The organism is Luteimonas sp. A649 (assembly GCF_054072735.1).
Genome location: NZ_JBSVRQ010000001.1, coordinates 93,261 through 117,082, shown reverse-complemented (window position 1 = coordinate 117,082; position 23,822 = coordinate 93,261). Strand labels below are relative to the sequence as shown.

General features: G+C 71.2%; 17 protein-coding genes. 7 read left to right on the top strand and 10 right to left on the bottom strand.

Annotated elements, in window-relative coordinates; all coding sequences use genetic code 11:
- Nucleotides 1-92 precede the first annotated feature (92 nt).
- Nucleotides 93-1,958, top strand: a complete 1,866-nt coding sequence (locus ACW5E8_RS00550) for a TonB-dependent receptor domain-containing protein (protein WP_456963562.1) — start codon at nucleotides 93-95, stop codon at nucleotides 1,956-1,958.
- 11 nt (nucleotides 1,959-1,969) lie between these two features.
- Here ACW5E8_RS00550 and gph read toward each other — a convergent pair whose 3' ends face one another.
- The 5 genes from gph to ACW5E8_RS00525 form a co-directional block, all read right to left on the bottom strand.
- The gene (gene gph / locus ACW5E8_RS00545) at nucleotides 1,970-2,626 is read right to left on the bottom strand and encodes a phosphoglycolate phosphatase (RefSeq protein ID WP_456963561.1); all 657 of its coding nucleotides are present in this window, start codon (nucleotides 2,624-2,626) and stop codon (nucleotides 1,970-1,972) included.
- Between the two features lie 114 nt (nucleotides 2,627-2,740).
- Entirely contained in the window at nucleotides 2,741-3,829 is a 1,089-nt protein-coding gene (gene dinB / locus ACW5E8_RS00540; protein WP_456963560.1) for a DNA polymerase IV, read from the bottom strand.
- A gap of 7 nt (nucleotides 3,830-3,836) precedes the next feature.
- Nucleotides 3,837-6,539: a bifunctional acetate--CoA ligase family protein/GNAT family N-acetyltransferase gene (locus tag ACW5E8_RS00535; protein WP_456963559.1), complete on the bottom strand. Its 2,703-nt coding sequence runs from the start codon at nucleotides 6,537-6,539 to the stop codon at nucleotides 3,837-3,839.
- Between the two features lie 19 nt (nucleotides 6,540-6,558).
- Nucleotides 6,559-7,557 (bottom strand): LLM class flavin-dependent oxidoreductase, encoded by a 999-nt coding sequence (locus tag ACW5E8_RS00530; protein WP_456963558.1) that lies wholly within the window; start codon nucleotides 7,555-7,557, stop codon nucleotides 6,559-6,561.
- 134 nt (nucleotides 7,558-7,691) lie between these two features.
- Nucleotides 7,692-9,143 (bottom strand): bifunctional 2-methylcitrate dehydratase/aconitate hydratase, encoded by a 1,452-nt coding sequence (locus tag ACW5E8_RS00525; RefSeq protein WP_456963557.1) that lies wholly within the window; start codon nucleotides 9,141-9,143, stop codon nucleotides 7,692-7,694.
- Between the two features lie 137 nt (nucleotides 9,144-9,280).
- Between ACW5E8_RS00525 and iadA the strand changes: the two genes are divergently transcribed.
- From iadA to ACW5E8_RS00495, 6 genes are all read left to right on the top strand, one after another.
- A complete protein-coding gene (iadA, locus tag ACW5E8_RS00520; RefSeq protein WP_456963556.1) occupies nucleotides 9,281-10,474 on the top strand; it encodes a beta-aspartyl-peptidase in 1,194 nt (397 codons plus the stop codon).
- Nucleotides 10,474-11,313 (top strand): cyanophycinase, encoded by an 840-nt coding sequence (locus ACW5E8_RS00515; protein ID WP_456963555.1) that lies wholly within the window; start codon nucleotides 10,474-10,476, stop codon nucleotides 11,311-11,313. Before iadA ends, ACW5E8_RS00515 begins: the two co-directional genes overlap by 1 nt.
- Nucleotides 11,314-11,330: 17 nt before the next feature.
- Nucleotides 11,331-14,117, top strand: coding sequence for a cyanophycin synthetase (gene cphA, locus ACW5E8_RS00510; protein ID WP_456963554.1), 2,787 nt, complete (start codon nucleotides 11,331-11,333; stop codon nucleotides 14,115-14,117).
- 66 nt (nucleotides 14,118-14,183) lie between these two features.
- Nucleotides 14,184-15,980 carry a Mur ligase family protein gene (locus tag ACW5E8_RS00505; RefSeq protein ID WP_456963553.1) on the top strand — a complete coding sequence of 599 codons (1,797 nt, stop codon included), beginning with the start codon at nucleotides 14,184-14,186 and terminating at the stop codon, nucleotides 15,978-15,980.
- 169 nt (nucleotides 15,981-16,149) lie between these two features.
- Entirely contained in the window at nucleotides 16,150-16,575 is a 426-nt protein-coding gene (locus tag ACW5E8_RS00500) for a DUF2231 domain-containing protein (protein ID WP_456963552.1), read from the top strand.
- On the top strand, nucleotides 16,572-17,969 hold the full coding sequence (locus ACW5E8_RS00495; protein ID WP_456963551.1) for a PQQ-dependent sugar dehydrogenase: 1,398 nt from the start codon (nucleotides 16,572-16,574) through the stop codon (nucleotides 17,967-17,969). Before ACW5E8_RS00500 ends, ACW5E8_RS00495 begins: the two co-directional genes overlap by 4 nt.
- Here ACW5E8_RS00495 and ACW5E8_RS00490 read toward each other — a convergent pair.
- From ACW5E8_RS00490 to glmS, 5 genes are all read right to left on the bottom strand, one after another.
- The gene (locus ACW5E8_RS00490) at nucleotides 17,966-18,412 is read right to left on the bottom strand and encodes a DUF2894 domain-containing protein (protein ID WP_456963550.1); all 447 of its coding nucleotides are present in this window, start codon (nucleotides 18,410-18,412) and stop codon (nucleotides 17,966-17,968) included. The two genes, ACW5E8_RS00495 and ACW5E8_RS00490, sit on opposite strands and share 4 nt — an antisense overlap.
- Nucleotides 18,402-19,052: an OmpA family protein gene (locus ACW5E8_RS00485; RefSeq protein ID WP_456963549.1), complete on the bottom strand. Its 651-nt coding sequence runs from the start codon at nucleotides 19,050-19,052 to the stop codon at nucleotides 18,402-18,404. Before ACW5E8_RS00485 ends, ACW5E8_RS00490 begins: the two co-directional genes overlap by 11 nt.
- On the bottom strand, nucleotides 19,049-21,139 hold the full coding sequence (locus tag ACW5E8_RS00480) for a DUF802 domain-containing protein (RefSeq protein WP_456963548.1): 2,091 nt from the start codon (nucleotides 21,137-21,139) through the stop codon (nucleotides 19,049-19,051). Before ACW5E8_RS00480 ends, ACW5E8_RS00485 begins: the two co-directional genes overlap by 4 nt.
- Nucleotides 21,136-21,912, bottom strand: coding sequence for a DUF3348 family protein (locus ACW5E8_RS00475; RefSeq protein ID WP_456963547.1), 777 nt, complete (start codon nucleotides 21,910-21,912; stop codon nucleotides 21,136-21,138). The genes ACW5E8_RS00480 and ACW5E8_RS00475 overlap by 4 nt, the downstream gene beginning before the upstream one ends.
- A 79-nt stretch (nucleotides 21,913-21,991) precedes the next feature.
- Entirely contained in the window at nucleotides 21,992-23,821 is a 1,830-nt protein-coding gene (gene glmS, locus ACW5E8_RS00470) for a glutamine--fructose-6-phosphate transaminase (isomerizing) (RefSeq protein WP_456963546.1), read from the bottom strand.
- Nucleotide 23,822 lies beyond the last annotated feature (1 nt).

The following is a 23,822-nucleotide window of genomic DNA, read 5'->3' as shown; positions in this document are numbered from 1 at the left end:
GCCGTGTCGTCCACGTCACCCTCCCGTCCCCGCTCCCTGCCCGCAACCCCACGACACAGTCGCGCGGGCGTGCGCGACGCATGGAGAACCCGATGAAGCCGCAGCACCAGTTCCTTTCCCTCGCAGTGGCGCTCGCCCTGTCCCCGGCCGCGATGGCCAGCGGTGCAATGCAGGCCACCGACCTGGACGAGGTCATCGTCACCGGCACCCGCACCGAAATACTGCTCGCCGACAGCCTGGTGCCGGCGCAGGTCATCGATCGCGACGAGATCGAGCGCAGCCAGGCGCGCGACCTGATCGAGCTGCTGCGCGGGCGCGCCGGCGTGGACATCGGCAACCAGGGCGGCCGCGGCAAGCTCAGCAGCGTGTTCCTGCGCGGCGCCGAGTCCGACCACGTGCTGGTGCTGATCGACGGCGTCAAGGTGGGCGCCGCCAGCTCCGGCATGGCGGCGTTCCAGGACTTTCCGGTCGCGCAGATCGAACGCATCGAGATCGTGCGTGGCCCGCGCTCGAGCCTGTATGGCTCGGAGGCGATCGGCGGCGTGATCCAGATCTTCACCCGCGGCGGCAGGGCCAGCGGCTTCACGCCGCAACTGTCGGTGAGCGGTGGCAGCAACAACAGCCGCGCCTTCAGCGGCGGCTTCGACTACGGCGGCGAGCGCGGCTGGGTCGCGGCACACGGCGGCTACCAGGAGACCGACGGCATCGACGCCTGCCGCGGCTCGGGCACGCTGTTCACCGGCTGCTTCACCGACGAGCCCGACGACGATGGCTACCGCAGCGCCTCGGTGACCATGCGCGGCGGCCTGCACGTCACCGATGCCCTGACGGTGGAAGGCAGCTTCCTCGATGCCAGCGGGGAGAACGAGTACGACGGCTCCTGGACCAACCGCTCGAAGACGCGGCAGCAGGTGACCGGCGCGCAGCTGCGTTACGCCCCCGAGGGTGGCCGCCTTGGCGTGACCGCGGCAGTGGGCCGCAGCAAGGACACGTCCGACGACTACCAGGGCGACACCTTCGTGAGCACCTTCGATACCCGCCGCGATACCGCCTCGGTGCAGGCCGACGTACAGCTGGCGCCGGCGCACCTGCTCAGCATGGGCGTCGACTACAGCAGCGATCGCGTCGATGGCACCACCGGCTTCATCGTGGACGAGCGCGACAACACCGGCGTGTTCCTCGCCTACGACGGCGGCACCGGCCGCCAGCGCTGGCAGGCCAGCGTGCGCCACGACGACAACGAGCAGTTCGGCGACCACGTGACCGGTGGCCTCGGCTGGGGCCTGGCGTTCGACAACGGCCTGCGTTTCAGCGCGACGCTCGGCACCGGCTTCAAGGCGCCGACCTTCAACGACCTGTACTACCCGGGTTCGGAAAGCCCCCTGCTGCAGCCCGAGGAGTCCACCAGCCTGAACCTGGGGGTGTCGCAGGCCACCGAACGCTTCAACTGGTCGTTCAACATCTACGAGAGCCGGATCGAAGACCTGATCGTGTTCACCTATGCGCCGCCGACCTGGCAAGGCGTGGGCGAGAACATCGACGAAGCCCGCATCCGCGGCGCCGAACTGACGTTCGGCACCTCGTTCGCCGGCTTCGACCTGTCGACCCAGCTCAGCCACGCCGATCCGCGCGACCGCAGCGGCGGCATCAACGACGACAACCTGCTCGCGCGCCGCGCGCGCACCACCGGCCGCATCGACCTTGACCGCGGCTTCGGCCCGCTGCGCGCCGGCATCACCGTGCAGGGCGCCGGCAGCCGCTACGACGATGCCGCCAACACCGTGCGCCTGGGCGGCTACGCCACCACCGACCTGCGCCTGGAGTACGCCTTCCACCGCGACTGGAGCCTGCTGGCGCGCGCCAGCAACGTCTTCGACCGCGACTACGAGACGGTGGGCTGGTACAACCAGCCGGGGCGGGAGTACGGGCTGACGTTGAGGTATCAGCCGGTGCGGTGAGGGGTTGCCCCCTACCCCCGAAGCGCCAACAACCCAGGCAAGTCGTCGAGCACCGCCACCGCTCCCGCGCGCTCCAGGTCGAAGCCGCGCGGATACCCGTGGCGCAGCAGGACCAGGTCCATGCCGGCGGCGTGCGCGGCGGCGGCATCGGCCTCGGAGTCCCCGACCATCAGGCATTCGTCCACGGTGCGGCCATGCTGTGCCGCCAGGTGCAGCAGCGGCATCGCGTGCGGCTTGCGCTCGGCAAGCGTGTCGCCGCCGACGATGCCGTCGAAGCGGTCGCCGATGCCCATCGCTTCGAGCAGCGGGCGCACGTAGCGTTCGGGCTTGTTGGTGCAGATCGCCATCGCCACGCCGTCGGCGTGCAGCGCGTCCAGCGTCTCCACGGTGCCGGGGTACAGGCGCGCCTGCAGCAGCAGGCAATCGCCGTAATGGCGCATCAGCCGTGGCAACACCTCATCCACCGGCGTGCGGCTGCCGACGTGCTGCAGCGCGCTGTCCATCAGCACGCGCGTGCCGAGGCCGATCCAGCTGCGCACCAGCACTTCGGGCTGGCGCGGGTGGCCGAGCTCATCGAGCGTGCGGTTGACCGCTTCGGCGATGTCGGCGGCGCTGTCGACCAGCGTGCCATCGAGGTCGAACAGCACCAGGGGCCAGGCGAATGCCATGTTGCGTACCTTCGCCGGTCGGGGAGCCGACGCCACCATGGCAGGCTACACCGCGGCGCGCGCGATCATGTGTCGGTGCATGCGCTGGCCCGCATCGACGCATCGGCACGGCGCTCAACCGGCGGTCGACACGACATCCGACTCCGGGAACAACGTCGCCTGCTCCGGCAGCTCCGCGGGCTCGCGGAATCCGCCCAGGCCTACGCCGACCAGCCGGTAGCGTGTCGACCCGGGCAGGTCGACGCGTTCGCGCAGCGCGAGCGCGAATGCGGTGAATTCGGCTTCGGTGGCCGGGGGCGATTCGGGCGTGTAGCTGCGCGTCAGGATGCGGAACTGCGCGGTCTTGAGCTTCAGCACCACCGTGCGGCCGACGCGCTCGGTCTTGCGGCTGGCCGCCCAGGCCTTGGCCGCCAACGCGCGGATCGCGGGCTCGATCTCCTCCAGCGGCAGGTCGATGGCGAAGGTGTCTTCCGCGGAGATCGACTGCACCGGCTGGTTCGGCTCCACTGGCCGCTCGTCGATGCCGTGCGCGCGACGGTGCAGGCTGGCGCCGAAGCTGCCGAAGCGCTGCTGCAGCTCCTCGATCGCAAAGCCGCGCAGGTCACCCATCGTGGCCACGCCGATCGCTGCAAGCTTCGCTTCCATCACCTTGCCGACGCCGGGAATGCGGCCGACAGGCAGCGGTGCCAGGAAGGCGTCGACCTGCGACGGCCGGATCACGAACTGGCCGTCCGGCTTGTTCCAGTCCGATGCGATCTTGGCCAGGAACTTGTTGGGCGCCACGCCGGCCGACGCAGTGAGCGCGGTTTCGTCACGGATCGCCGCGCGGATCATGCGCGCCGATTCGGTGGCGCTGGGCGAAGCGATCTTCGGCGCGGTGACGTCCAGGTAGGCCTCGTCCAGCGACAGCGGCTGCACGAGGTCGGTATGGCGCAGGAAGATCTCGCGCACCTGCCTTGATACCGCCTTGTAGCGCGCGAAATCCGGCGGCACGAATACCGCGTCCGGGCACAGACGCTCGGCGCGCACCGCCGGCATCGCCGAGCGCACGCCGAACACGCGCGCCTCGTACGACGCCGCACACACCACCGAGCGCGCGCCGCGCCAGGCCACGACCACCGGCCGGCCGCGCAGCGCGGGATCGTCGCGCTGCTCCACCGACGCGTAGAAGGCGTCCATGTCGATGTGCAGGATCTTGCGCATATGCGCATTATCCCGCAGCGACGGCCACCGGCAGCTCCACCAGCATCAGCGTGGCGTCCTCTGGATCCGGCACGACCTTGAAGCCGAGCCGCCGGCACATGGCGAGCATGGTGCTGTTCTCGCGCAGCACCTGGCCTTCGATGGCTTCCAGCCCCATCCAGCGCGCGACTTCGATCATTTCCTGCATCAGCCGCCAGCCCAGGCCCGCACCCTTGAGGTCGGAGCGCACCATGATCCCGTACTCGCCGCGCCGGAAGTCGGAGTCGGCGAGCAGGCGCACGGCGCCGAGCATCTCGCCCGACTCCACATCGATCGCCACCAGCGCCATCGAGCGCGCGTAGTCCAGCTGCACCAGGCGGGCGATGAAGTCGTGGCTGAAGTCGCGCACCGCGCGGAAGAAGCGCAGGCGCAGGTCCTCGGCGCTGACGCGTTCGAAGAAGCGGCGGAACATCGCGTCGTCTTCCGGGCGCACCGGGCGCACGACGGCCGTGCGGTCGTTGGACAGGGCCAGCGTGCGCTCGAGCTCGGTCGGATACGGGAACACCGCGAAGCGCGGGTGGCCGCGGCCGCGATGCAGGCGCGTCGAAGGCGCCACCGCGATGCGGGCGTCAAGCGCGATCGCGCCCGACGCGTCGGCCAGCAGGGGGTTGATGTCGACCTCGCGCACCTCGGGGATGTCGGCGGCCAGCTGCGCCAGCTTCACCAGCACCAGGGCGAGTGCGCGTTCATCGGCGGCGGGCACGTCGCGGTAGGCGCGCAGGATGCGCGAGACACGCGTGCGACCGATCAGCTCGTGCGCCAGGCGCAGGTCCAGCGGCGGCAGCGCCAACGCCTTGTCGTCGATCACCTCGACCGCCGTGCCACCGCGGCCGAACACCACCACCGGCCCGAATACCGGGTCGTCGGCGATGCCGGCGATCACTTCGCGCGCCTTTGGGCGCAGCACCATGGGATGCACGCTGACGCCATCGATGCGGGCGTCCGGCCGCAGCCGGCGCGCACGCTCGAGGATGTCGGCGGCGGCCTCGTGTACCGCGGCGGCGCTGGCCAGGTGCAGGCGCACGCCGTCGACGTCGGACTTGTGGCCGATGTCGGGCGAGAGCACCTTGACCGCCACGGTGCGACCGGCATCGAGCAGCGGCTGCGCGGCGCGCACCGCAGCATCGGCATCGGTGGCGAGCACGGGCGTGGCGATGGCGATACCGTAGGCGCCCAGCAGCCGCGCGGTGTCGCAGGGGTCCAGCCATTCACGGCCTTCGGCAAGTGCCGCGTCCACCAGCGCCTGCGCACCCGCGCGGTCGACGCCGAAGCCCTCGGGCAGGCTTGGCGGCGTCTCCATCAGCGCCGCCTGAGCCTCGCGGTGGCGCACCAGGTACATGAAGCCGCGGACGGCCTCGGCTTCGTTGGCATACGTCGGCACGCCGGCGGCACCCAGCAGGTCGGCGGCGCCGTGGCCATCGCCCAGCCACAGCGCCAGCACCGGCTTGCGCGGCGCGCCACGCGGCCGCTCCTTGAGCACGCGCACCGTGGCCTCGGCGGTGTCGCGCGGATCGGACAGCACGGTCGGAACATTGACCACGAGCACGGCGTCGTTGCCGGGGTCGTCGAGCAGTGCTTCCAGGCCGGCGGCATAGCGCGGGCCGTCGGCATCGCCCAGCAGGTCGACAGGATTGGCGCGCGACCAGCCGCGCACGAGTCCGGCGTCCAGGCGTTCGATGGTGGCCGGCGCCAGCTTCGCCGGCGTGCCGCCAAGATCCTGCAGGCGATCGAGCGCCAGCAGCCCCGTGCCGGCGCCGTTGGTGAGCACCGCCAGGCGCTTGCCGGGCACGCTGCCCAGATGCGACAGCGTTTCGGCGGCCGCGAACAGCTCGTCGAGTGCGTTGACGCGCAGCAGGCCCGCGCGCCGGAACGCCGCGTCGTACACAGCGTCGGGCGTGGCGAGCGCGGCGGCGTGGCTGGTCATCGGCCCCATTGCATGCGCGTGGCGGCCCGGGCGCACCACCACCACCGGCTTGCCGCGGGCGGCCGCACGCGCGGCGGACAGGAATTTGCGCGCGTCGCGCACCCGCTCCAGGTACAGCAGGATTGCGCGGGTGTGGCGGTCGGTGGCGAACCAGTCGAGCAGGTCGGCGAAATCGACATCGACCGCGTCACCCAGCGACGCCACCGCGGAGAACCCGACTCCGCGCGTGCCGGCCCATTCGATCATCGCCGCGGCCACGGCGCCGGACTGCGAGATGAGCGCGAGGTCACCCGGCGGCGGCCGGTGCGCGGCGAAGCTGGCATGCAGTTTTGAATGCGGCGCGATCACGCCCAGGCAGTTCGGTCCGACCACGCGCAGGCCGCGCGCGCGTGCGATCGCACCGAGCGCGGCGTTATGCGAGTCGGGGCCGTCACCCATGCCACGCGTCAACACGATCACCGCGCGCGCCCCGGCATCGGCGGCCGACGACGCGGCGCGCGCCACCGCCTCCGGCGGCGTGGCGATGATCACCAGCTCCGGCGCGAATCCCAGCTCCGCCAGCCGCGGCGCGGTGACCACGCCCTCGATCTCGGGATAGTTGCGGTTGACCACGCCGATGCGGCCCGGGAAGCCACCGTCGATGACCTGGCGCAGCACCAGCCGCCCGAGCGAACGCTCGCGCGGGCTCGCGCCCACCAGGGCCAGCGATGCCGGGGCGAACACGGATTCGAGTGCGTAGGTACCCACCGTCCTCAAGCCTGGAAGCTCAGGGCCGGACGTCGGCGATGATCCCGAACGAACGCTGGCGCAGCGCCGGGTCGAAGATGTCGGACACCACCATCAGCTCGTCCGCCCCGGTGCGTTCGACGAACGCGCGCATGCCCGCTCGCACCGTCTCCGGGCCGCCGATGATGCTGCAGGCGAGCATCTGCGAAGCCTGCATCTTTTCCTGCGGCGACCAGTAGCTGTCGATGTCCGCGATCGGCGGCTGGGTCAGGTTGCGCACGCCGCGGAACATGTCGGCGAAGGACATCTGCTGCGAGGTGGCGAGGAAGCGCGCCTCCTCGTCGGTGGGGGCGGCGATGATGTTCACGCCGACCAGCGCATAGGGCTTGTCCAGCTGCGCGGAAGGCTTGAAGCGCTCGCGGTACACCTGCAGCGCCTGGTCCAGCGCCTGCGGCGCGAAGTGCGATGCGAAGCCGTAGGGCAGGCCCAGCTCCGCTCCCAGCTGCGCACCGAACAGGCTGGAGCCCAGGATCCACAGCGGCACCTCGGTGCCCGAGCCCGGCACCGCCTCGATCCGCTGGCCTTCGCGCACCGGTGCCAGCCAGGCCTGCAGCTCCTGCACGTCCTGCGGGAAATGCTCGCTGCTGGCCGGATCGCGGCGCAGCGCGCGCAGCGTCATCTGGTCGGTGCCGGGCGCGCGGCCGAGGCCGAGATCGATGCGGTCCGGGAACAGCGTCGCCAGCGTGCCGAACTGCTCGGCGATGATGTACGGCGCGTGGTTGGGCAGCATGATGCCGCCGGCACCCACGCGGATGGTGCTGGTGCCGGCCGCGACATGCGCGATGACCAGCGAGGTGGCGGCGGTCGTGACCGCCGGCATGTTGTGGTGCTCGGCGATCCAGAACCGCGTGTAGCCGAGGCCTTCGGCATGGCGCGCCAGGTCGCGCGCACCATCCAGCGCCGCACGCCGGTCGGAGCCCTGGCCCACGCGGCCGAGTTCGAGGATGGAAAGTGCGACGTCGCGGGGGGCAGTGTGCATCCGGGGCTCCTTGCGCAAGGCGGCCAGCGGCCCGTTTGCCGCGGCGCCCGCGCGCCCGCCGATCATACAAGCGCCTGCGCGATGTACCCGGGCACGGCTGGCACGCCGTGTCCGCCGTCTCCGGGCGCCCGGGTTCAGGTAACGTAGAGATCGACGTAATCGTGGACCGGCATGGCCTCCAGTGCCGCCTGGTCCAGGCTCGCAGCGAGGATCGCCTCCCGCCGCGGCTCCGGGAAGCGCCGCCCCAGGTTGCGGCGGAACTTGGCTTCCAGCAGCGGTATGCCCTCCTCGCGCCGCCGTCGGTGTCCAACCGGATATTCCACCTCGACTTCGTCCAGCGCCGTGCCGTCGTTCAATTCCACCGCCAGTGCATTCGCGATGCTGCGCTTGTCCGGATCGTGGTAGTCGGCGGTGTACTGCGGGTCCTCGACGCAGGTGATCTTCGCGCGCAGCGCGTCGATGCGGGGATCGGCAGCAACATCGTCTTCGTAGTCGGCGGCGGTCAATCGACCGAACACCAGCGCCACCGCGACCATGTACTGGATGCAGTGGTCGCGGTCGGCCGGATTGTCCAGCGGACCCCGCTTGTCGATGATGCGGATGCAGGCGGCCTGCGTGCGGATGGTGATCGCGGCGATGTCCTCGGCGCTCCCGCCGGCCTGCTGCATCCGTTCGTGCAGCAACAGCGCCGCCTCGACCGCGGTCTGGCCGTGGAACTCGGCGGGGAAGCTGATCTTGAACAGCACGTTCTCCATCACGTAGCTGCCGTAGGGCCGCTGGAAGCGGAAGGGCCGGCCCTTGAACGACACGTCGTAGAACCCCCAGGTCGGCGCGGTCAGCGCGCCCGGATAGCCCATTTCACCCGTGGCGGCGATCAGCGCCAGGCGCACCGCGCGGCTGGTGGCGTCGCCCGCGGCCCAGGACTTGCGGCTGCCGGTGTTGGGCGCGTGGCGGTAGGTGCGCAGGCTCTGCCCGTCCACCCAGGCGAGCGACACCGCGTTGAGGATCTGCCCGCGCGACAGGCCCAGCAGCCAGGCCACCACCGCGGTCGACGCCACCTTGACCAGCACCACGTGGTCCAGACCGACCTTGTTGAAGCTGTTCTCGAGCGCCAGGCAGCCCTGGATCTCGTGCGCCTTGATCATCGCGGCCAGCACGTCCTTCATCAGCAGCGGCGACTTGCCGGCGGCGACGGCGCGGCGGCTCAACCAGTCGGCCACGGCCAGGATGCCGCCAAGGTTGTCCGACGGATGCCCCCATTCGGCCGCAAGCCAGGTGTCGTTGAAGTCCAGCCAGCGGATCATCGTCCCGATGTCGAAGGCCGCCTTCACCGGATCGAGCTGGAAACGGGTACCGGGCACCCGGGCGCCATGCGGCACCACCGTATCCGGCACGACCGGCCCCAGCAGTCGCGTGCAGGCGGGGTAGTCCAGCGCCTCCAGGCCGCAGCCCAGGGTGTCGATCAGGCAGTTGCGCGCGATCGTCCAGGCCAGCGGCGAGTCGATCGCGTAGCCGATGACGTAGTCGATGATGTCGACCATCGCCTGGTCGGGGTCGGGGCGGACGTTGCTTGTCGGCGTGGTCATGATGGCCCTCGCATGCGGCAGTGCCCCGAACCTACGCCCCTGCCCCCGGCTTTCCCATTGCATGCGCTTCACAACGGTCCCGCACGCAGGCGTGTATCGCGCTTGACGCCATGGCCGGCGCATTCCAACCTTCCTTGATGAATACAACGCTGGTCCGCAACGCGGACGTGTACGCGCCCGAGGCGCTGGGACGCCGGGACCTCCTGCTGGGTGGCGGCAAGGTGCTGTGGATCGGGACCGATGCGCCCGACCTGCCCGCGGCGTTTGGCGCGCAGACACTCGACCTGGGTGGCCGCCGCCTGCTGCCCGGCCTGGTCGACAGCCACGTGCACGTCACCGGCGGCGGCGGCGAAGCCGGGTTCGCCAGCCGCGTGCCGGCGCCGATGCTGTCGCGCTACACCCGCAGCGGCGTGACCACGGTGGTGGGCCTGCTGGGCACGGACGACGTCGCGCGCGGCACCCGTGAGCTCGTGGCGCAGATCCACGCGCTGCGCGAAGAGGGCCTGTCCGCCTACGGACTTGCCGGCGGCTACCACCTGCCCCCGGCGACGCTGACCGGCAGCGTACGCGCCGACCTGGCCTTCATCGACTGCCTCATCGGCGTGGGCGAACTGGCGATCAGCGACCACCGCTCGAGCCAGCCGACGCTTGAGGAACTGCTGCGCATCGCGTCGGAAGCGCACGTGGCGGGACTCATGACCGGCAAGGCCGGCATCGTCCACCTGCACCTGGGCGACGGCCCGCGCGGGCTCGACCTCGTGCGCCGCGCGCTCGACGAAAGCGAACTGCCGCCGCGCGTGTTCAACCCCACCCACGTCAACCGCCGCAAGGCGCTGTTCGAGGAGGCGATCGCGCTTGCGCGACGCGGCTGCAGCATCGACATCACCGCCTTCCCGGTGGCGAAAGGCGAGGACGCCTGGAGCGCCGCCGACGCGCTCGTGCGCTACCTCGACAGCGGCGCGCCGCGCGGGCGGGTCACCATCAGCTCCGATGCCGGCGGCTGCCTGCCCTGCTTCGACGCCGAAGGGCGCGTATGCAGCATGGACGTCGGCCACTCCGGTGCACTGCTTGAAACGCTGGCCGAACTGCTCGCCCGCGGTATTGCCCTGGAAGACGCGCTGCCAGCGTTCACCAGCAACGTCGCCGACCTGCTGCGCCTGCCCTCGAAGGGGCGGATCGCGGCCGGTGCCGACGCCGACCTGGTGGTGCTCGACGAAGACGGCGCGGTGGCGCATGTGTTCGCCGGCGGCCATCTCCACGTGCGGGACGGCGCGGTTTTGCGGCATGGTACGTTCGAAAAAATGGATCCCCAGGACAACAGGAGCAGTTGATGCCGAGCAAGCCCCCCGACGGGGAACACCGCGGCTGGATCATTCCGATCGGCGGTGCCGAGGACAAGGACACGAACCCGCGCATCCTCGAGCGCTTCATCGATCTGAGCGGCGGCAGCGAAGCGGACATCGTGGTCATTCCGACCGCCAGCCGCCTCAATGAAACCGGCCTGCGCTACGAGACACTGTTCGGCGACATGGGCGCGGCCCGCGTCACCGTGCTCGACTTCGACACCCGGCGCGACTGCCAGGAACCCGGCCGGTTGGCCCGGCTGGCCGAGGCCAGCGGCATCTTCTTCACCGGCGGCAACCAGCTGCGCCTGTCGACCATCCTCGGTGGCACCGACGTGGCGCGCACGGTGCGACAGCGCAACGCCCAGGGCGTGACCGTGGCCGGCACCAGCGCCGGCGCCGGCTTCCTGAGCGAGCACATGATCGCGTTCGGCAAGGAAGGATCATCCCCGCGTGCGAGCAGCGTGCGCCTCGCACCAGGGCTCGGACTGACCAACCGCTTCGTGATCGACCAGCACTTCCGCCAGCGCGACCGCCTCGGCCGCCTGACCGCCGCGCTCGCCTACAACCCGTTCGCGATCGGCATCGGCCTGGACGAGGACACCGCGGCCTTCATTTCGCCCGACGACATCCTCGAGGTCGAAGGCAGCGGCGCGGTCACGGTGGTCGACGCCCATGACCTGCAGTTCTCCTCGATGGCCCACGCCGACGAGGACGACCCCGTGTGCATGCTCGGCCTTGGCGTGCATATATTGATCGCCGGGGCCACGTTCAACCTGCATACGCGGCGGGCTTCCGCCGGACGCCTCGCCACCCGCAAGACCTGACCCAGGGGACTCCTTCCATGCGCATTCTTGAACGCTCCATCTATGTTGGCCCGTCCCTGCATGCGCATTTCCCGGTCATCCGGCTGCTGCTGGACCTCGGCGAACTCGAACAGTGGCCCACCGCACGCCTGGGCCCCGGCTTCATCGACGGCCTGCTCGCCGCCCTGCCCGGCCTGGCCGAGCACGGCTGCTCCTACCGCGAGCCCGGCGGCTTCCTGCGCCGCATGCGGGAAGACGAAGGCACCTGGCTCGGGCACGTGTTCGAGCACGTGGCGATCGAGCTGCAGAACATCGCCGGCGAGGACGTCACCTTCGGCAAGACCCGCAGCGTCGACGACCGCCCGGGCGTCTACACGGTGGTCTACGAATACGCCCAGCGCGAGGAAGGCATCGCCGCCGGCGAGCTGGCGATGCGCCTGGTCTGCTCGCTGCTGCCCGACGCGATCCGTCCCGAAGGCAGCGTGCCCGGGGACTGGCAGTGGGAAGACGCACGCGACGACTTCATCCGCTACGCCCAGCGGCGCGCGCTGGGCCCGTCCACCGCCTCGCTGGTGCGCGCGGCCAAGGAGCGTGGCATCCCGTGGCTGCGCCTCAACGAACAGTCACTGATCCAGTTCGGCCACGGCCGCTACCAGCAGCGCATCCAGGCCACCGTGACCGGATTGACGCCGCACATCGCCGTGGAGCTGGCCAGCGACAAGGAGGAGACCAACAAGATCCTCGGCTCGCTCGGCCTGCCGGTGCCGCGGCAGGTGCTGGTCACCAGCCAGACCGATGCGCTCAAGGCCGCGCGCAAGCTCGGCGGCCCGGTCGTGCTCAAGCCCTACAACGGCAACCATGGCCGCGGCATCACCATCAACATCACCGATGACGACGAGATCCGCGCCGCATTCGCCGCCGCGCAGGAGCACTCGCGCTCGGTGATCGTGGAAACCTTCCAGCCCGGCGACGACCACCGCCTGCTGGTGATCAACGGCGAGCTGATCGCCGCCACCCGGCGCACCCCCGGCCACGTGCTCGGCGACGGCCGCAGCACGATCGCCGAGCTGGTCGATCGCGTGAACCAGGATCCGCGCCGCGGCATCGGCCACGAGAAGGTGCTGACCCGGCTCGAGCTCGACCGCGAGGCGGGCCTGATGATGGAGCGCGTCGGCCACACCGCGGACTCGGTGCCTGCGGTCGACGAGGTCGTGTTCCTGCGCTCCACGGCGAACCTGTCCACCGGCGGCACCGCCACCGACGTCACCGATGTCATCCATCCCGACAACCGCGAGATGGCGGTGCGCGCGGTGCGCGCGATCGGCCTGGACGTGGGCGGCGTGGATTTCATCAGCCCCGACATCACCGAAAGCCACCGCCGCATCGGCGGCGCGATCTGCGAGGTCAACGCCGCGCCCGGCTTCCGCATGCACGTGGCGCCAAGCGAAGGCACCCCGCGCGACGCCGCCGGACCGGTGATCGACATGCTGTTCCCGCCGGGTTCGCCCACGCGCGTGCCGATCGCCGCGGTGACCGGCACCAACGGCAAGACCACGACCGCGCGCATGCTCGCGCACATCGCAAAGATGTCCGGGCACACGCCGGGCCTCACCACCACCGACGGCGTCTACATCGACGGCCAGCGCACGGTCGAGGGCGACATGACCGGACCGGTGTCCGCGCGCATGGTGCTGCGCGACCCGACCATCGACCTGGCGGTGCTGGAAACCGCGCGCGGCGGCCTGCTGCGCGCCGGCATGGGCGTGACCGCGGTCGACGTCGGCGCGGTGATCAACGTACAGGCCGACCACCTCGGCATGAAGGGCATCGACACCCTGGAACAGCTGGCCGAGATCAAGCGCATCGTGGTGGAAGTGGCCACGGAATGCGCGGTGCTCAATGCCGACGATCCCAATGTGCTGCGCATGTCCGGCTACACCAAGGCACGCACCATCTGCTACGTGACCATGAATCCCGGCCACGGCCTGGTGCGCGAGCACGTGCGCGCCGGCGGCCGCGCCTGCGCGCTGGAGGAAGGCGTCAACGGCCACATGATCACGCTCTACGACAAGGGCAGCCACATCCCGCTGCTGTGGACGCACCTGATCCCGGCGACGCTGGAAGGCCGCGCACTGCACAACGTGCAGAACGCGATGTTCGCGGCCTCCATGGCCTTCGCGATGGGGCTCAAGCTCGACGACATCCGCCACGGGCTGCGCACCTTCGACACCACCTTCTTCCAGGCGCCCGGCCGGATGAACGTGTTCAACGAACATCCGTTCAAGGTGCTGTTCGACTACGCCCACAACGCGCACGCCGTCGGCGTGATGGCCGACCTCGCGCAGCGCCTGGACGTGGAAGGCCGGCGCATCGTGGTGGTGGCCGGACCGGGCGACCGCCGCGACGACGACCTGGTCGCGATCGCGCAGGCGGTGGCCGGCCGTTTCGACCACTACGTCTGCCGCCGCGACGACAACCTGCGCGGCCGCGATGGCGACGAGGTGCCGAACATCATCGCCCAGGCACTGCGCGATGCCGGCGTCGGTGATGACGCGATCTCGGTCATCCCCGACGAACAGCAGGCCATCGACGCCGCGCTGCGCATGGGCGCGTCGGGCGACCTGCTGCTGGTGTTCGCCGATGCCCTGGCGCGCTCGTGGAAGCAGGTCACCAAGTTCAAGCCCGAAGGCTCGGCCGCCGACCCCACCCGGGCCGTGCAGCCGCCGCTGCCCGTCGTCCATGTCGAGGAGCCCGCCTACGACATGGAAGGACTGGTGCGCGAGGAGCGCGGCCTCGTGTTCGCGCCGGAAGAGGACAGCGACTGACGCCCGGCGCAGCGTGCTGCCGGCCATGCCGGTCGCGCGCTGCACACCGGGCTGCACGCCACGACGATGACCGACACCACGCCGCCCTTCGACGACTCCCGCCGCCTGACCGGTCCCAACCTGTATTTCGCCGCGCCCGGCGCGGTGCTGGAGACGGGGGTCGGCGCGCCGGTCGCGCCCGCGCTGATCACCGCCTGGCGCCAGCGCATCGGTCGCGCGCGCAATGCGCTGGGCTGGCCCGACGGCACGATCGTCATCCGCGAGCACGCCAGCGGCGCGAGCCTGGCCTTCACCGCGCCTGCCGACCTGCTGTACACCGCCACCGAGGTCAACGAGTGGGCCTGGCTGTCGGCGCTTGCCGAGGCCGGCCTCGACACCGGCGAAGCCGTGCTGCAGCCCGGCCATGCACCCATCGGCGATGACGATGCCGCCCTGCGGCTGCTGCGCGCCGCCGCGGCGGGTGAAGGCCTGCCGCGCCTGCCCGCACTGCGCGACGCCGCGAAGGACCGCAACCTGCCCTTCCTGCTCGATGACGAGCAGCTGTCGATCGGCACCGGCACCGGCAGCCTGACCTGGGACAACCACGCCCTGCCGCAGCCCGGCGACGTGCCGTGGGAGCAGCTGCACGCGATCCCGGTGGCCCTGGTCACTGGCTCCAACGGCAAGACCACCACCGTGCGCCTGCTCACCGCCATCGCCATCGCCCACGGCTGGCACACGGCGAACAGCTGCACCGACGGCATCTACCTCGACGGCGCGCTGATCGAAGGCGGCGACTACTCCGGCCCCGGCGGCGCCCGCAGCCTGCTGCGCAACCGCCAGGCGCAGGCCGCGATCCTGGAGACCGCGCGCGGCGGCCTGCTGCGCCGCGGACTCGGCGTCGAACGTGCCGACGTGGCCCTGGTCACCAACGTCAGTCCGGATCATTTCGGCGAATACGGCATCCACGACCTCGACGGCCTGGCGCAGGTGAAGCTGACCGTCGCCCGCGCGATCGATGCCGGCGGCACCCTCGCGCTCAACGCCGACAACGCACTCCTGCGCCGCCATGTCACTGCCGTCGATGCCCCGCTGGCGTGGTTTTCCGTCGACGACGCCCATCCGCTGCTGCAGCAGGCGCGGGCGGAGGGCCGCCGCAGCTGCGGCGTACACGAAGGCCATCTGCGGCTGTTCGACGGCGCCACCACGCACGACCTCGGCGCGATCGCCGACATGCCGCTGACCCTGGGCGGCCTGGCCGCGCACAACGTACAAAACTGCGCCGCCGCCGCGCTCGCGGCCGCCTGCCTGGGCATCGAAGCCGGCACCATCCGCGACGTGCTCGCGCGCTTTGGCAGCGACCATGGCGACAACCCCGGTCGCCTGCAGCGCTGGACGCTTGGCGGGAACGTGCAGGTCTACGTCGATTACGCGCACAACCCCGATGGCCTGCAGCACCTGCTGGGGCTTGTCCGCCAGGCGCACCCCGAAGGCGGCCGCCTGCACCTGCTGCTGGGCCAGGCTGGCAACCGCAGCGATGACGCCATCGCCGACCTTGCGGCCACGGCCGCGGCGAATCGCCCGGACCGGGTCGTGCTCAAAGACATGGAGGGCTACCTGCGCGGGCGCGAAAGCGGCGCCGTCGCCCGGCTGCTGCGCGAGTCGCTGGTCCGCCACGGTGTCGCCGACGACGCCATCATCGAATGCCTGGACGAGACCGAGGCCACGCGCCTGATCCTCGCCAGTGCGCACCCCGACGACAGCCTGGTGCTGCCCGTGCACGCCGCCGGCAGCCGTGCCATGATCACCGACCTGCTCGACCGCCTGCATGCGCAGGGCTGGGCCGCGGGCGACATGGTTCCGGAGTCCGGGCAGCCGGAATAAGGCCCGGCTGGTGCGCAACCGCGCTCCCAGGTCAAGGGAACGGTGCTTCCCAGCACCATGCACGCGGCCGTCAACTCCTCGCCCGTAAGATGAACGGGCTCACACTCCGCACGGGGTGTGCCACCCATTCTTACCGGACGCCCATGGCGTCCTTCCAGGAGGACCGACCATGGTCGCAACCGTCGAACGCCGGTACGCACCCACGTTCCATCCGCTCCACGCCCTGCTGCTGGGCGGCGCCGTCACCCTGTTCCTGGGCGCATTGCTGAGCGACATCGCCTACGCACGCACCTTCGAAATCCAGTGGAACAACTTCGCATCCTGGCTGATCGCCAGCGGCCTCGTGGTGGCCGGCATCGCCATGGTCTGCGCCCTGATCGGCCTGGCACCGTCCCGCCGCACCCGCAACGCAGTGCTGCATGCGCTGCTGTGGCTGGCAACGTGGATCGTCGGTTTCTTCAACGCGCTGATGCATGCCCGCGACGCGTGGGCCAGCATGCCCGGCGGCCTGGTGCTGTCGGTGATCACGTTCGTCCTCGCCTGCGTGGCGACCTGCTTCGCCGTCTGCGCGACGCGCACCGGAGGTGTGAAGTGAACCGTCTTTCCCTGCTGGCCGTTGCCACGACCGCCCTGGTCCTGGGCGCCTGCAATCCCGACCCGGGCCCGCTGCAGTACGGCACCGAGGTGGATCTGCCCGACCCCAAGCGCGGCCTGCTGCCGCAGATGGTCATCGCCGACCCCGCCGACTGGGGCGACAGGCTGCCGATCGTGCCGGACGGCTATGAGGTCCGCGCCATCGCCACCGACCTCCTGATCCCGCGACAGACGCTGGTGCTGCCCAATGGCGACATCCTCGTGGCCGAAGGCCGCGGCGGCAACGCGCCACCGCTGAAGCCCAAGGACATCATCGCCGGCCCGATCAAGGCCGCCGGCACCACCCCGGTGAAGGGCGGCAACCGCCTGACCCTGCTGCGCGACGCCGACGGCGACGGCAACTACGAGCTGCAGACAGTGTTCGCCGACAAGCTCAACGCCCCGTATGGCATGGCACTGGTGGGCAACAAGCTCTACGTCGCCAACCAGGACGCCGTGGTGCGCTTCGACTACCAGCCGGGCCAGACCCAGGCCAGCGCCGCGACGCCGGAAACGCTCACCGAGCTGCCCTCCGCGATCAACCACCACTGGACCAAGGCGATGGCCGCCAGCGCCGACGGCCGTCTCCTGTATGTCGGCATCGGCTCCAACAGCAACATCACCGAGCGCGGCATGCTGGCCGAGTCGAACCGTGCCCAGGTCTGGGAGATCGATGCCGAAACCGGCATGCACCGCCCCTACGCCACCGGGCTGCGCAACCCGACCGCGCTGGCCATCCAGCCGGGCAGCGGACAGCTCTGGGCCGTGGTCAACGAGCGCGACGAGATCGGCCCGGACCTGGTGCCCGACTACCTGACCTCGGTCCGCGACGGCGGCTTCTACGGCTGGCCGTGGGCCTACTGGGGCAACAACGTGGATGACCGCGTGCGCCCGGAGAACCCCGAGAAGGTCGCGGCGTCGATCACGCCCGACTACAGCCTCGGCGCGCACGTCGCCTCGCTGGGCGTCGACTTCTCCAGCGCAACGATGGGCCCGCAGTTCGCCGACGGCGCCTTCGTCGGCATGCATGGCAGCTGGAACCGCTCCGAGCCGGTGGGCTACAAGGTCGTCTTCGTGCCGTTCCGCAACGGCCAGCCGGCCGGCGATCCGATCGACTTCGCCACCGGCTTCCGCGATGACGACGGCACCACCCGCGGCCGCCCCGTGGGCGTGACCGTGGACCCGCGCGGCGCGGTGCTCATCGCCGACGATCTGGCGAACATCGTCTGGCGCGTGACCCCGGTCGGCGGCACGGCGGCCCTGCCGTCCGACATGCCTGCCGACGCGGCCCTCCAGGGTGACGCGGCGGATCTCGCCGCGGACGCTCCGGCCGCGCCAGAGCCGGAACAGCCCTAAGCGGGCTTCGACGGGCCCCGGGTCGCGCGCGCGCGGCCCGGGGCCCGCTGCTTTCTGGCCGCCGGCGGCTGCGGGGCGGACGATGGCATCGCCTGGGCCTGGACGTCCTGCAGGCAGGCCAAGGCATCCACGTACGCGGTGAAATGCCGCAGGTAGCCCGGGGACTCCTCGCGCATCAGCACCAGGGTGCGATGCACCAGGGTGACGGAGTTGAGCGGCCCCGCATCGGCGGGCGCGGGCGCCAGCGCACGGCGCAGCTGCTCTTCGGTCCGCATGCGTGCCCACAGGGCGCGGAATCCCTGCAGCGCCGGCAGTTCCGGCCAGGCCGGGCGATCCGGCTGCCTTGCATCCGCGGCGAGCACTTCGCGCTCGTCGCGCCACGCATCCAGCGTGTCCAGCAGCCCGGCGAGCGACATGCCGCCGTCGCGCACGCTACCGCTCACCGGCCACCTGCGCCTGCTGTCCCTGGCGCGGCACCGGCGCCATTTCCACGCGGCGGTTGCGCGCGCGGCCGTCTTCGTCGGCATTGGAATCGACCGGATGCCCGGCGCCGAAGGCCGCCGCGAACACCGACGACGCCGGCACGCCCTGCGCGATCAGCGCGCGGGTGACGGTCAGCGCGCGCTGTGCGGACAGCTCCCAGTTGTCGGCGAACTGGCGGTTGCCGCCACGGACCTGGCGGTCGTCGGTGAAACCGCTGACCATGAGGATCTCGTCGCGCGAGGCGAGGAATTCGGCGAGCGGCGCGGCCAGGCTGTCCAGCAGCTCCTCGCCCTCGGGCTGCAGGCGGTCGGAATTGAGCGCGAACAGCACGCTGCCGCGGATGCCGATGCGGCCATCGACCAGGGTGATGCGGCCGCTCGCCAGCGGCGCGGCCAGCGCCTGCTCCAGCGTCTCGCGGCGCTGCTGCTCGGCCTGCCGCTGCGCGACCTCTTCCTGCAGCCGCGACTCCAGGTGCAGCTGCACGCCGATCACGCCGACCAGGATCAGCACGAACACGCCCAGCAGCACCGACATCAGGTCACCGAAGGCGGCCCAGACCGGCACCGCCGAATCGGCGTCGCCGTCGATCTCCAGGCTCATGCCGCATCGGCTCCGGCATGCACGGCCGGCAGCTGGCGGAGCTCGCCGATGATCTGCTTCTGCGCGAGCACGCTCAGGTCCACGACCTCGCGCGCCTGGGCCACGTAATAGGCCAGCTGCTCGTCGCTGCGCGTGCCTGCTGCCTCCAGCGCGCCGGCAATGCCTTCCAGCCGCTCCGTGAGTGCGGCATTGCTTTCACCGAACTGCTGCACGGCCCCGGCGAGCGACTCGCCCAGGCTGGCCACGCCGGCAACCCCGGCATCCACGCGCGCAGCGGCGGCATCGAGCACGCCGGCGCCGGCCTCGACCTGGTCGCCGAAGCGGGCGCCGGCCTGCTCCAGGAGCGACGAGGTGGTGGAGACCAGCGCATCGATCGCACCGCGCTGCTCGGTGGAGGCGTGGTTCACGGCTTCGAGCAGGGTGCCCAACGTGTCCATCAGCTGGGTGCGCTCGGCGAGCAGCGCGGTGTCGCGCACCATGCTGTCCGACAGCTTCTGCCGCAGTTCGGCCACCACTTCGGCGGCCGCGCGCGGCGCTTCCGATGCCGCGTCGACAAGCGTGGCGATCTCGGCGATGGTCGCGGCGGCGTGCGCCTGCGACTGCGTGCCGATGGCGTCGGCCGCGCGCGCCAACGCGTCGCAGACGGCCTGCTGCCGGCGCGCGGCGTCCTCGCCGATGCGCTCCCAGTCGTCGCGCAGTGCGGACGCCATGTCCGCCACCTGCCCACGCCAGGCGTCCAGGCGCTGTCCGTCGGCTTCGGCCAGCGTCGCCTGCAGCCGCGCGTGCGAGCCGTCGACCTCGTGCAGCAGCGCCGTGGCCTGCGCCGCGAAGCCGGCGGTGGCCGCATCCAGCGCCTGCCGGTGGTGCTCGGCCAGGCCCCTGTGCTGGGCCTGCTGACGCGAGAGCGCCTCGTCCCAGGCGGCGCCGACCTGCAGCGCAGTGGCATCCAGGCGCGAGGACACGTCGTCGAGCAGCGCGCCCGAACGCTCCACGAAGCGCTCGCCGGCGGCGTCCAGGCCGGTGCGCAGCGCCTGCGCGAGCGACTGCTGCGATGCCGCCTGTTCGTCCATCGCCCGCTGCCACAGCGCGGTGGCCGCGCTGGCGTTGGCATCGAAGCCGGCGCCGAGCGCGGCCAGCTGCCGGTCGACGGCGCTGGCGACGGTCGCGTTGAGCTGCGCCGCCTCGCGCGTGAGCGTCTCCATCGCGGCCGCCACTGCCGGCTGCACGGCCTCGGCCGCGGCCCGCGCGCTGTCGGCGGCGCTGCGTTCGAGCGACTGCGCCATGGCGTCGGCCAGCCGCTGGTAGGCCGCCGCCGTTCCGGCATGGAAGGCGTCCTGCTGGCTGGCCTGTTGCGCGTGCGCCGCCCGGGCCTGCTGCTCCAGCGCGTCGGTCATCGCCTGCAGGCGCTCGACCAGCGCCGGCATGGCCCCGGCCTGCAGCTGCATCAAGCGCAGCGACTCGTCGCGCTGGTGCGCCCGCGAATGCACGCGCAGGCTGGTCGCGACCGCCGCGTCGAGCGCGCGCACCGCGGCCGCGCGCTCGCGGCGGCACAGCGCCGACAGCAGGCCCAGCATCGCCGAAGCCGCCACGCCCGCGATCGACGTGCCGAAGGCGACGCCCAGGCCCTCGACGGGTGCTGCCAGCGAATCGCGCACCGCCTGCAGGTCACTGGCCGACTGCAGCGCCAAGCCGGTGCCTTGCAGGGTCAGCAACATGCCCAGCAGGGTGCCGAGCATGCCCAGCAGCACCAGCATGCCGACCAGATAGGGCGTGAGCGCGGGGGCCGGCAGCGGTGACTGCCCGCCTTCGATGCGCAGGCGCACCGCGGTGCGGAGCGAGGCGTCAACGCGGTCCAGCCATCCGGCAAGCGCGTCCGCAGGCGCCGGCGGCGCATCGAGCGCGGCCACCAGGGTCGCGGTCGCCTGCCGGTAGCGGTACAGCTCGAGGCCGCCCACGAGGTAGAGCACGCAGATCAGCGCGGTGACCGCCAGCGCGAGTGCGTGGCTGCCGACATAGCCCGCACCGATCCAGCACACGGCCAGCAGGCCGGCGGCGAAGACGAATCCGTTGAGGAAGGTTTTGTTCATGCGTCCAGTCGTGGGGTGCGGAGCGCCGCCAGCAGCGCTTCGATGGGTTGGAAACGTAAGTCGAGTTCGGCCAGCAGCACCTGCCGGGCCTCGGTGCGGAAGCGCGCGCGCCATGCGTCCGGGCCCGCGGCGGGCGGCGGCTCGCCCGCGCCGTGCAGCGCGTGCAGGTGTTCGAAGCGCGCCACCAGCGTCGGGATGACGGGGGCCAGCAGCGCGTGTTCGCGCGGCGCCAGCAGGCCTTCCATCACCGCATCGATGCCAGCCAGGCGCGCGTGGCCGTTTGGACGCCGCGCCAGCCGCTCGCGCAACTCGCCGCGCAGGCGCCCGGTGGCGGCCTGCATGTCGCGCTGCAGCCCCTGGCAATGGCGCAGCACCTCGGCGGCCCCGGCCGTGGCATCGGTGCCGGTCTGGCCCCGGCGCGGACGCAGCGGCAGGGTCCAGTCGCGGGCGTCGTCGGTGATCGCGGCCTCCAGCGTGGCGCGCCGGCGGCGGCAGTCGTCGGCGATGCGCTCGTCCGCGTCGGCTCCATCGGCTCCGTCGTCCGGGGAGCCGGCGTCGCCTCCGGCCGCGTCGGCGTCCGGGACGTCGGGGGCGTCGTCGGGGGCGTCATCGAGGGCATGCGACAGCGCCACGGCCCGCTGCCAGTCCAGCCACGCACCCAGCCTGTCCGCGGCCGAGTGCGTCGGCGGGGCGGCATGCCGCCCCGTCAACCGCGCCAGGAGGCGGGCCAGGGAGGCGCCGGGGACAGGCGCCGGGGAGTGGAGGTCCGGCATGCGATGGCCAAAAAACGACCATTTTAGCGCGCACCGGGGGCCAGGCCGGGACCCGGCGCCCGGGAATGGCCCGCGGGCGCTATTCGACGGTCACGCTCTTCGCCAGGTTCCGCGGCTTGTCGACGTCGGTCCCGCGCGCAAGCGCCGTGTGGTAGGCCAGCAGTTGCACCGGGATCGTATGCACGATCGGGCTCAGAACGCCGACGTGGCGCGGAGTGCGGATCACGTGCACGCCCTCGCTCTCGCTGAAGTTGCTGTCGGCGTCGGTGAACACGAACAGCTCGCCGCCGCGCGCGCGCACTTCCTGCATGTTCGACTTCACCTTCTCCAGCAGGCTGTCGTTGGGCGCGATCACCACCACCGGCATGGCATCGTCCACCAGCGCCAGCGGTCCGTGCTTGAGCTCGCCGGCGGGATAGGCCTCGGCGTGGATGTAGGAGATTTCCTTGAGCTTGAGCGCGCCCTCGAGCGCGATCGGGTAGTGCACGCCACGGCCCAGGAACAGCGCGTGCTGCTTGGGCGTGAAGCTCTCCGACCACAGTGCGATCTGCGGCTCCAGGTTCAGCGCGTGCTGCACGCTGCCCGGCAGGTGGCGCAGCGCTTCGATGTACTCCGCTTCCTTCTCGTCCGAAAGCCGGCCGTTGAGCTTGGCCAGCGTGGCCGCCAGCGCGAACAGGCCGACCAGCTGGGTGGTGAAGGCCTTGGTCGAGGCGACGCCGATCTCGGCGCCGGCGCGGGTGTAGAACACCAGCTTGCTGGCGCGCGGGATCGCACTCTCGGGCACGTTGCAGATCGACAGCGTGTGCGCGTGGCCCAGCGACTTGGCGTACTTCAGCGCTTCCATGGTGTCGAGCGTTTCGCCCGACTGCGAGATCGTGACCACCAGGTGCTTCGGGTTGGCCACCGCGGTGCGGTAGCGGTATTCGCTGGCGATCTCGACGCTGCACGGCAGGCCGCTGATCGCCTCGATCCAGTAGCGCGCCACCGAGCCCGAATAGAAGCTGGTGCCGCAGGCGAGGATCTGCACGCCCTCGACCTCGCGCAGCACGGCCTCGGCGTCCTTGCCGAACAGGGTGGGCTCGAACACGCCGGCGTCGATGATCGCCTCCATGGTGTCGCCCAGCGCGCGCGGCTGCTCGTGGATCTCCTTCTGCATGAAGTGCCGGTAGGGACCGAGCTCCAGCGACGCCAGCGAGACATCGGACAGGTGCTCTTCGCGCACGACCGGCTGGTCGTTGCCATCGAACACCTGCACGCCTTCACGGGTGACTTCGGCGGTGTCGCCTTCCTCGAGGAAGATCACGCGACGCGTGGCCTGCAGGATGGCCGACACGTCGGAGGCGATGAAGTTCTCGCCTTCGCCCAGGCCGACCAGCAGCGGGCAGCCCATGCGCGCGCAGACCATGCGCCCGGGCTCCTTGCGGCTCACCACGGCCAGCGCGTAGGCGCCATGCAGCTCCTTGACCGCGCGCTGCAGCGCCGCGAGCAGGTCGTCGCCGCCCTTGAGGTAATGGTGGATCAGGTGGGCGATGACCTCGGTATCGGTCTGCGACTCGAACTCGTAGCCCAGCGCCATCAGCCGCTCGCGCTGCTGCTCGTGGTTTTCGATGATGCCGTTGTGCACCAGCGCGACGCCGTGGCTGACGTGCGGATGGGCGTTGGATTCGGTGACGCCGCCGTGCGTGGCCCAGCGGGTGTGGCCGATGCCGAGCGTGGCGCTGAAGCCCTCGCTGCCGGCGGCCCCTTCCATTTCCGAAACGCGCCCGGTGCGGCGCACGCGGCGGATGTCGCTGCCCTCGACAACGGCGATACCGGCGGAATCGTAGCCGCGGTATTCGAGACGCTTGAGCCCTTCGATCAGGACAGGAACCACATCGCGATCCGCGATCGCGCCGACGATGCCGCACATA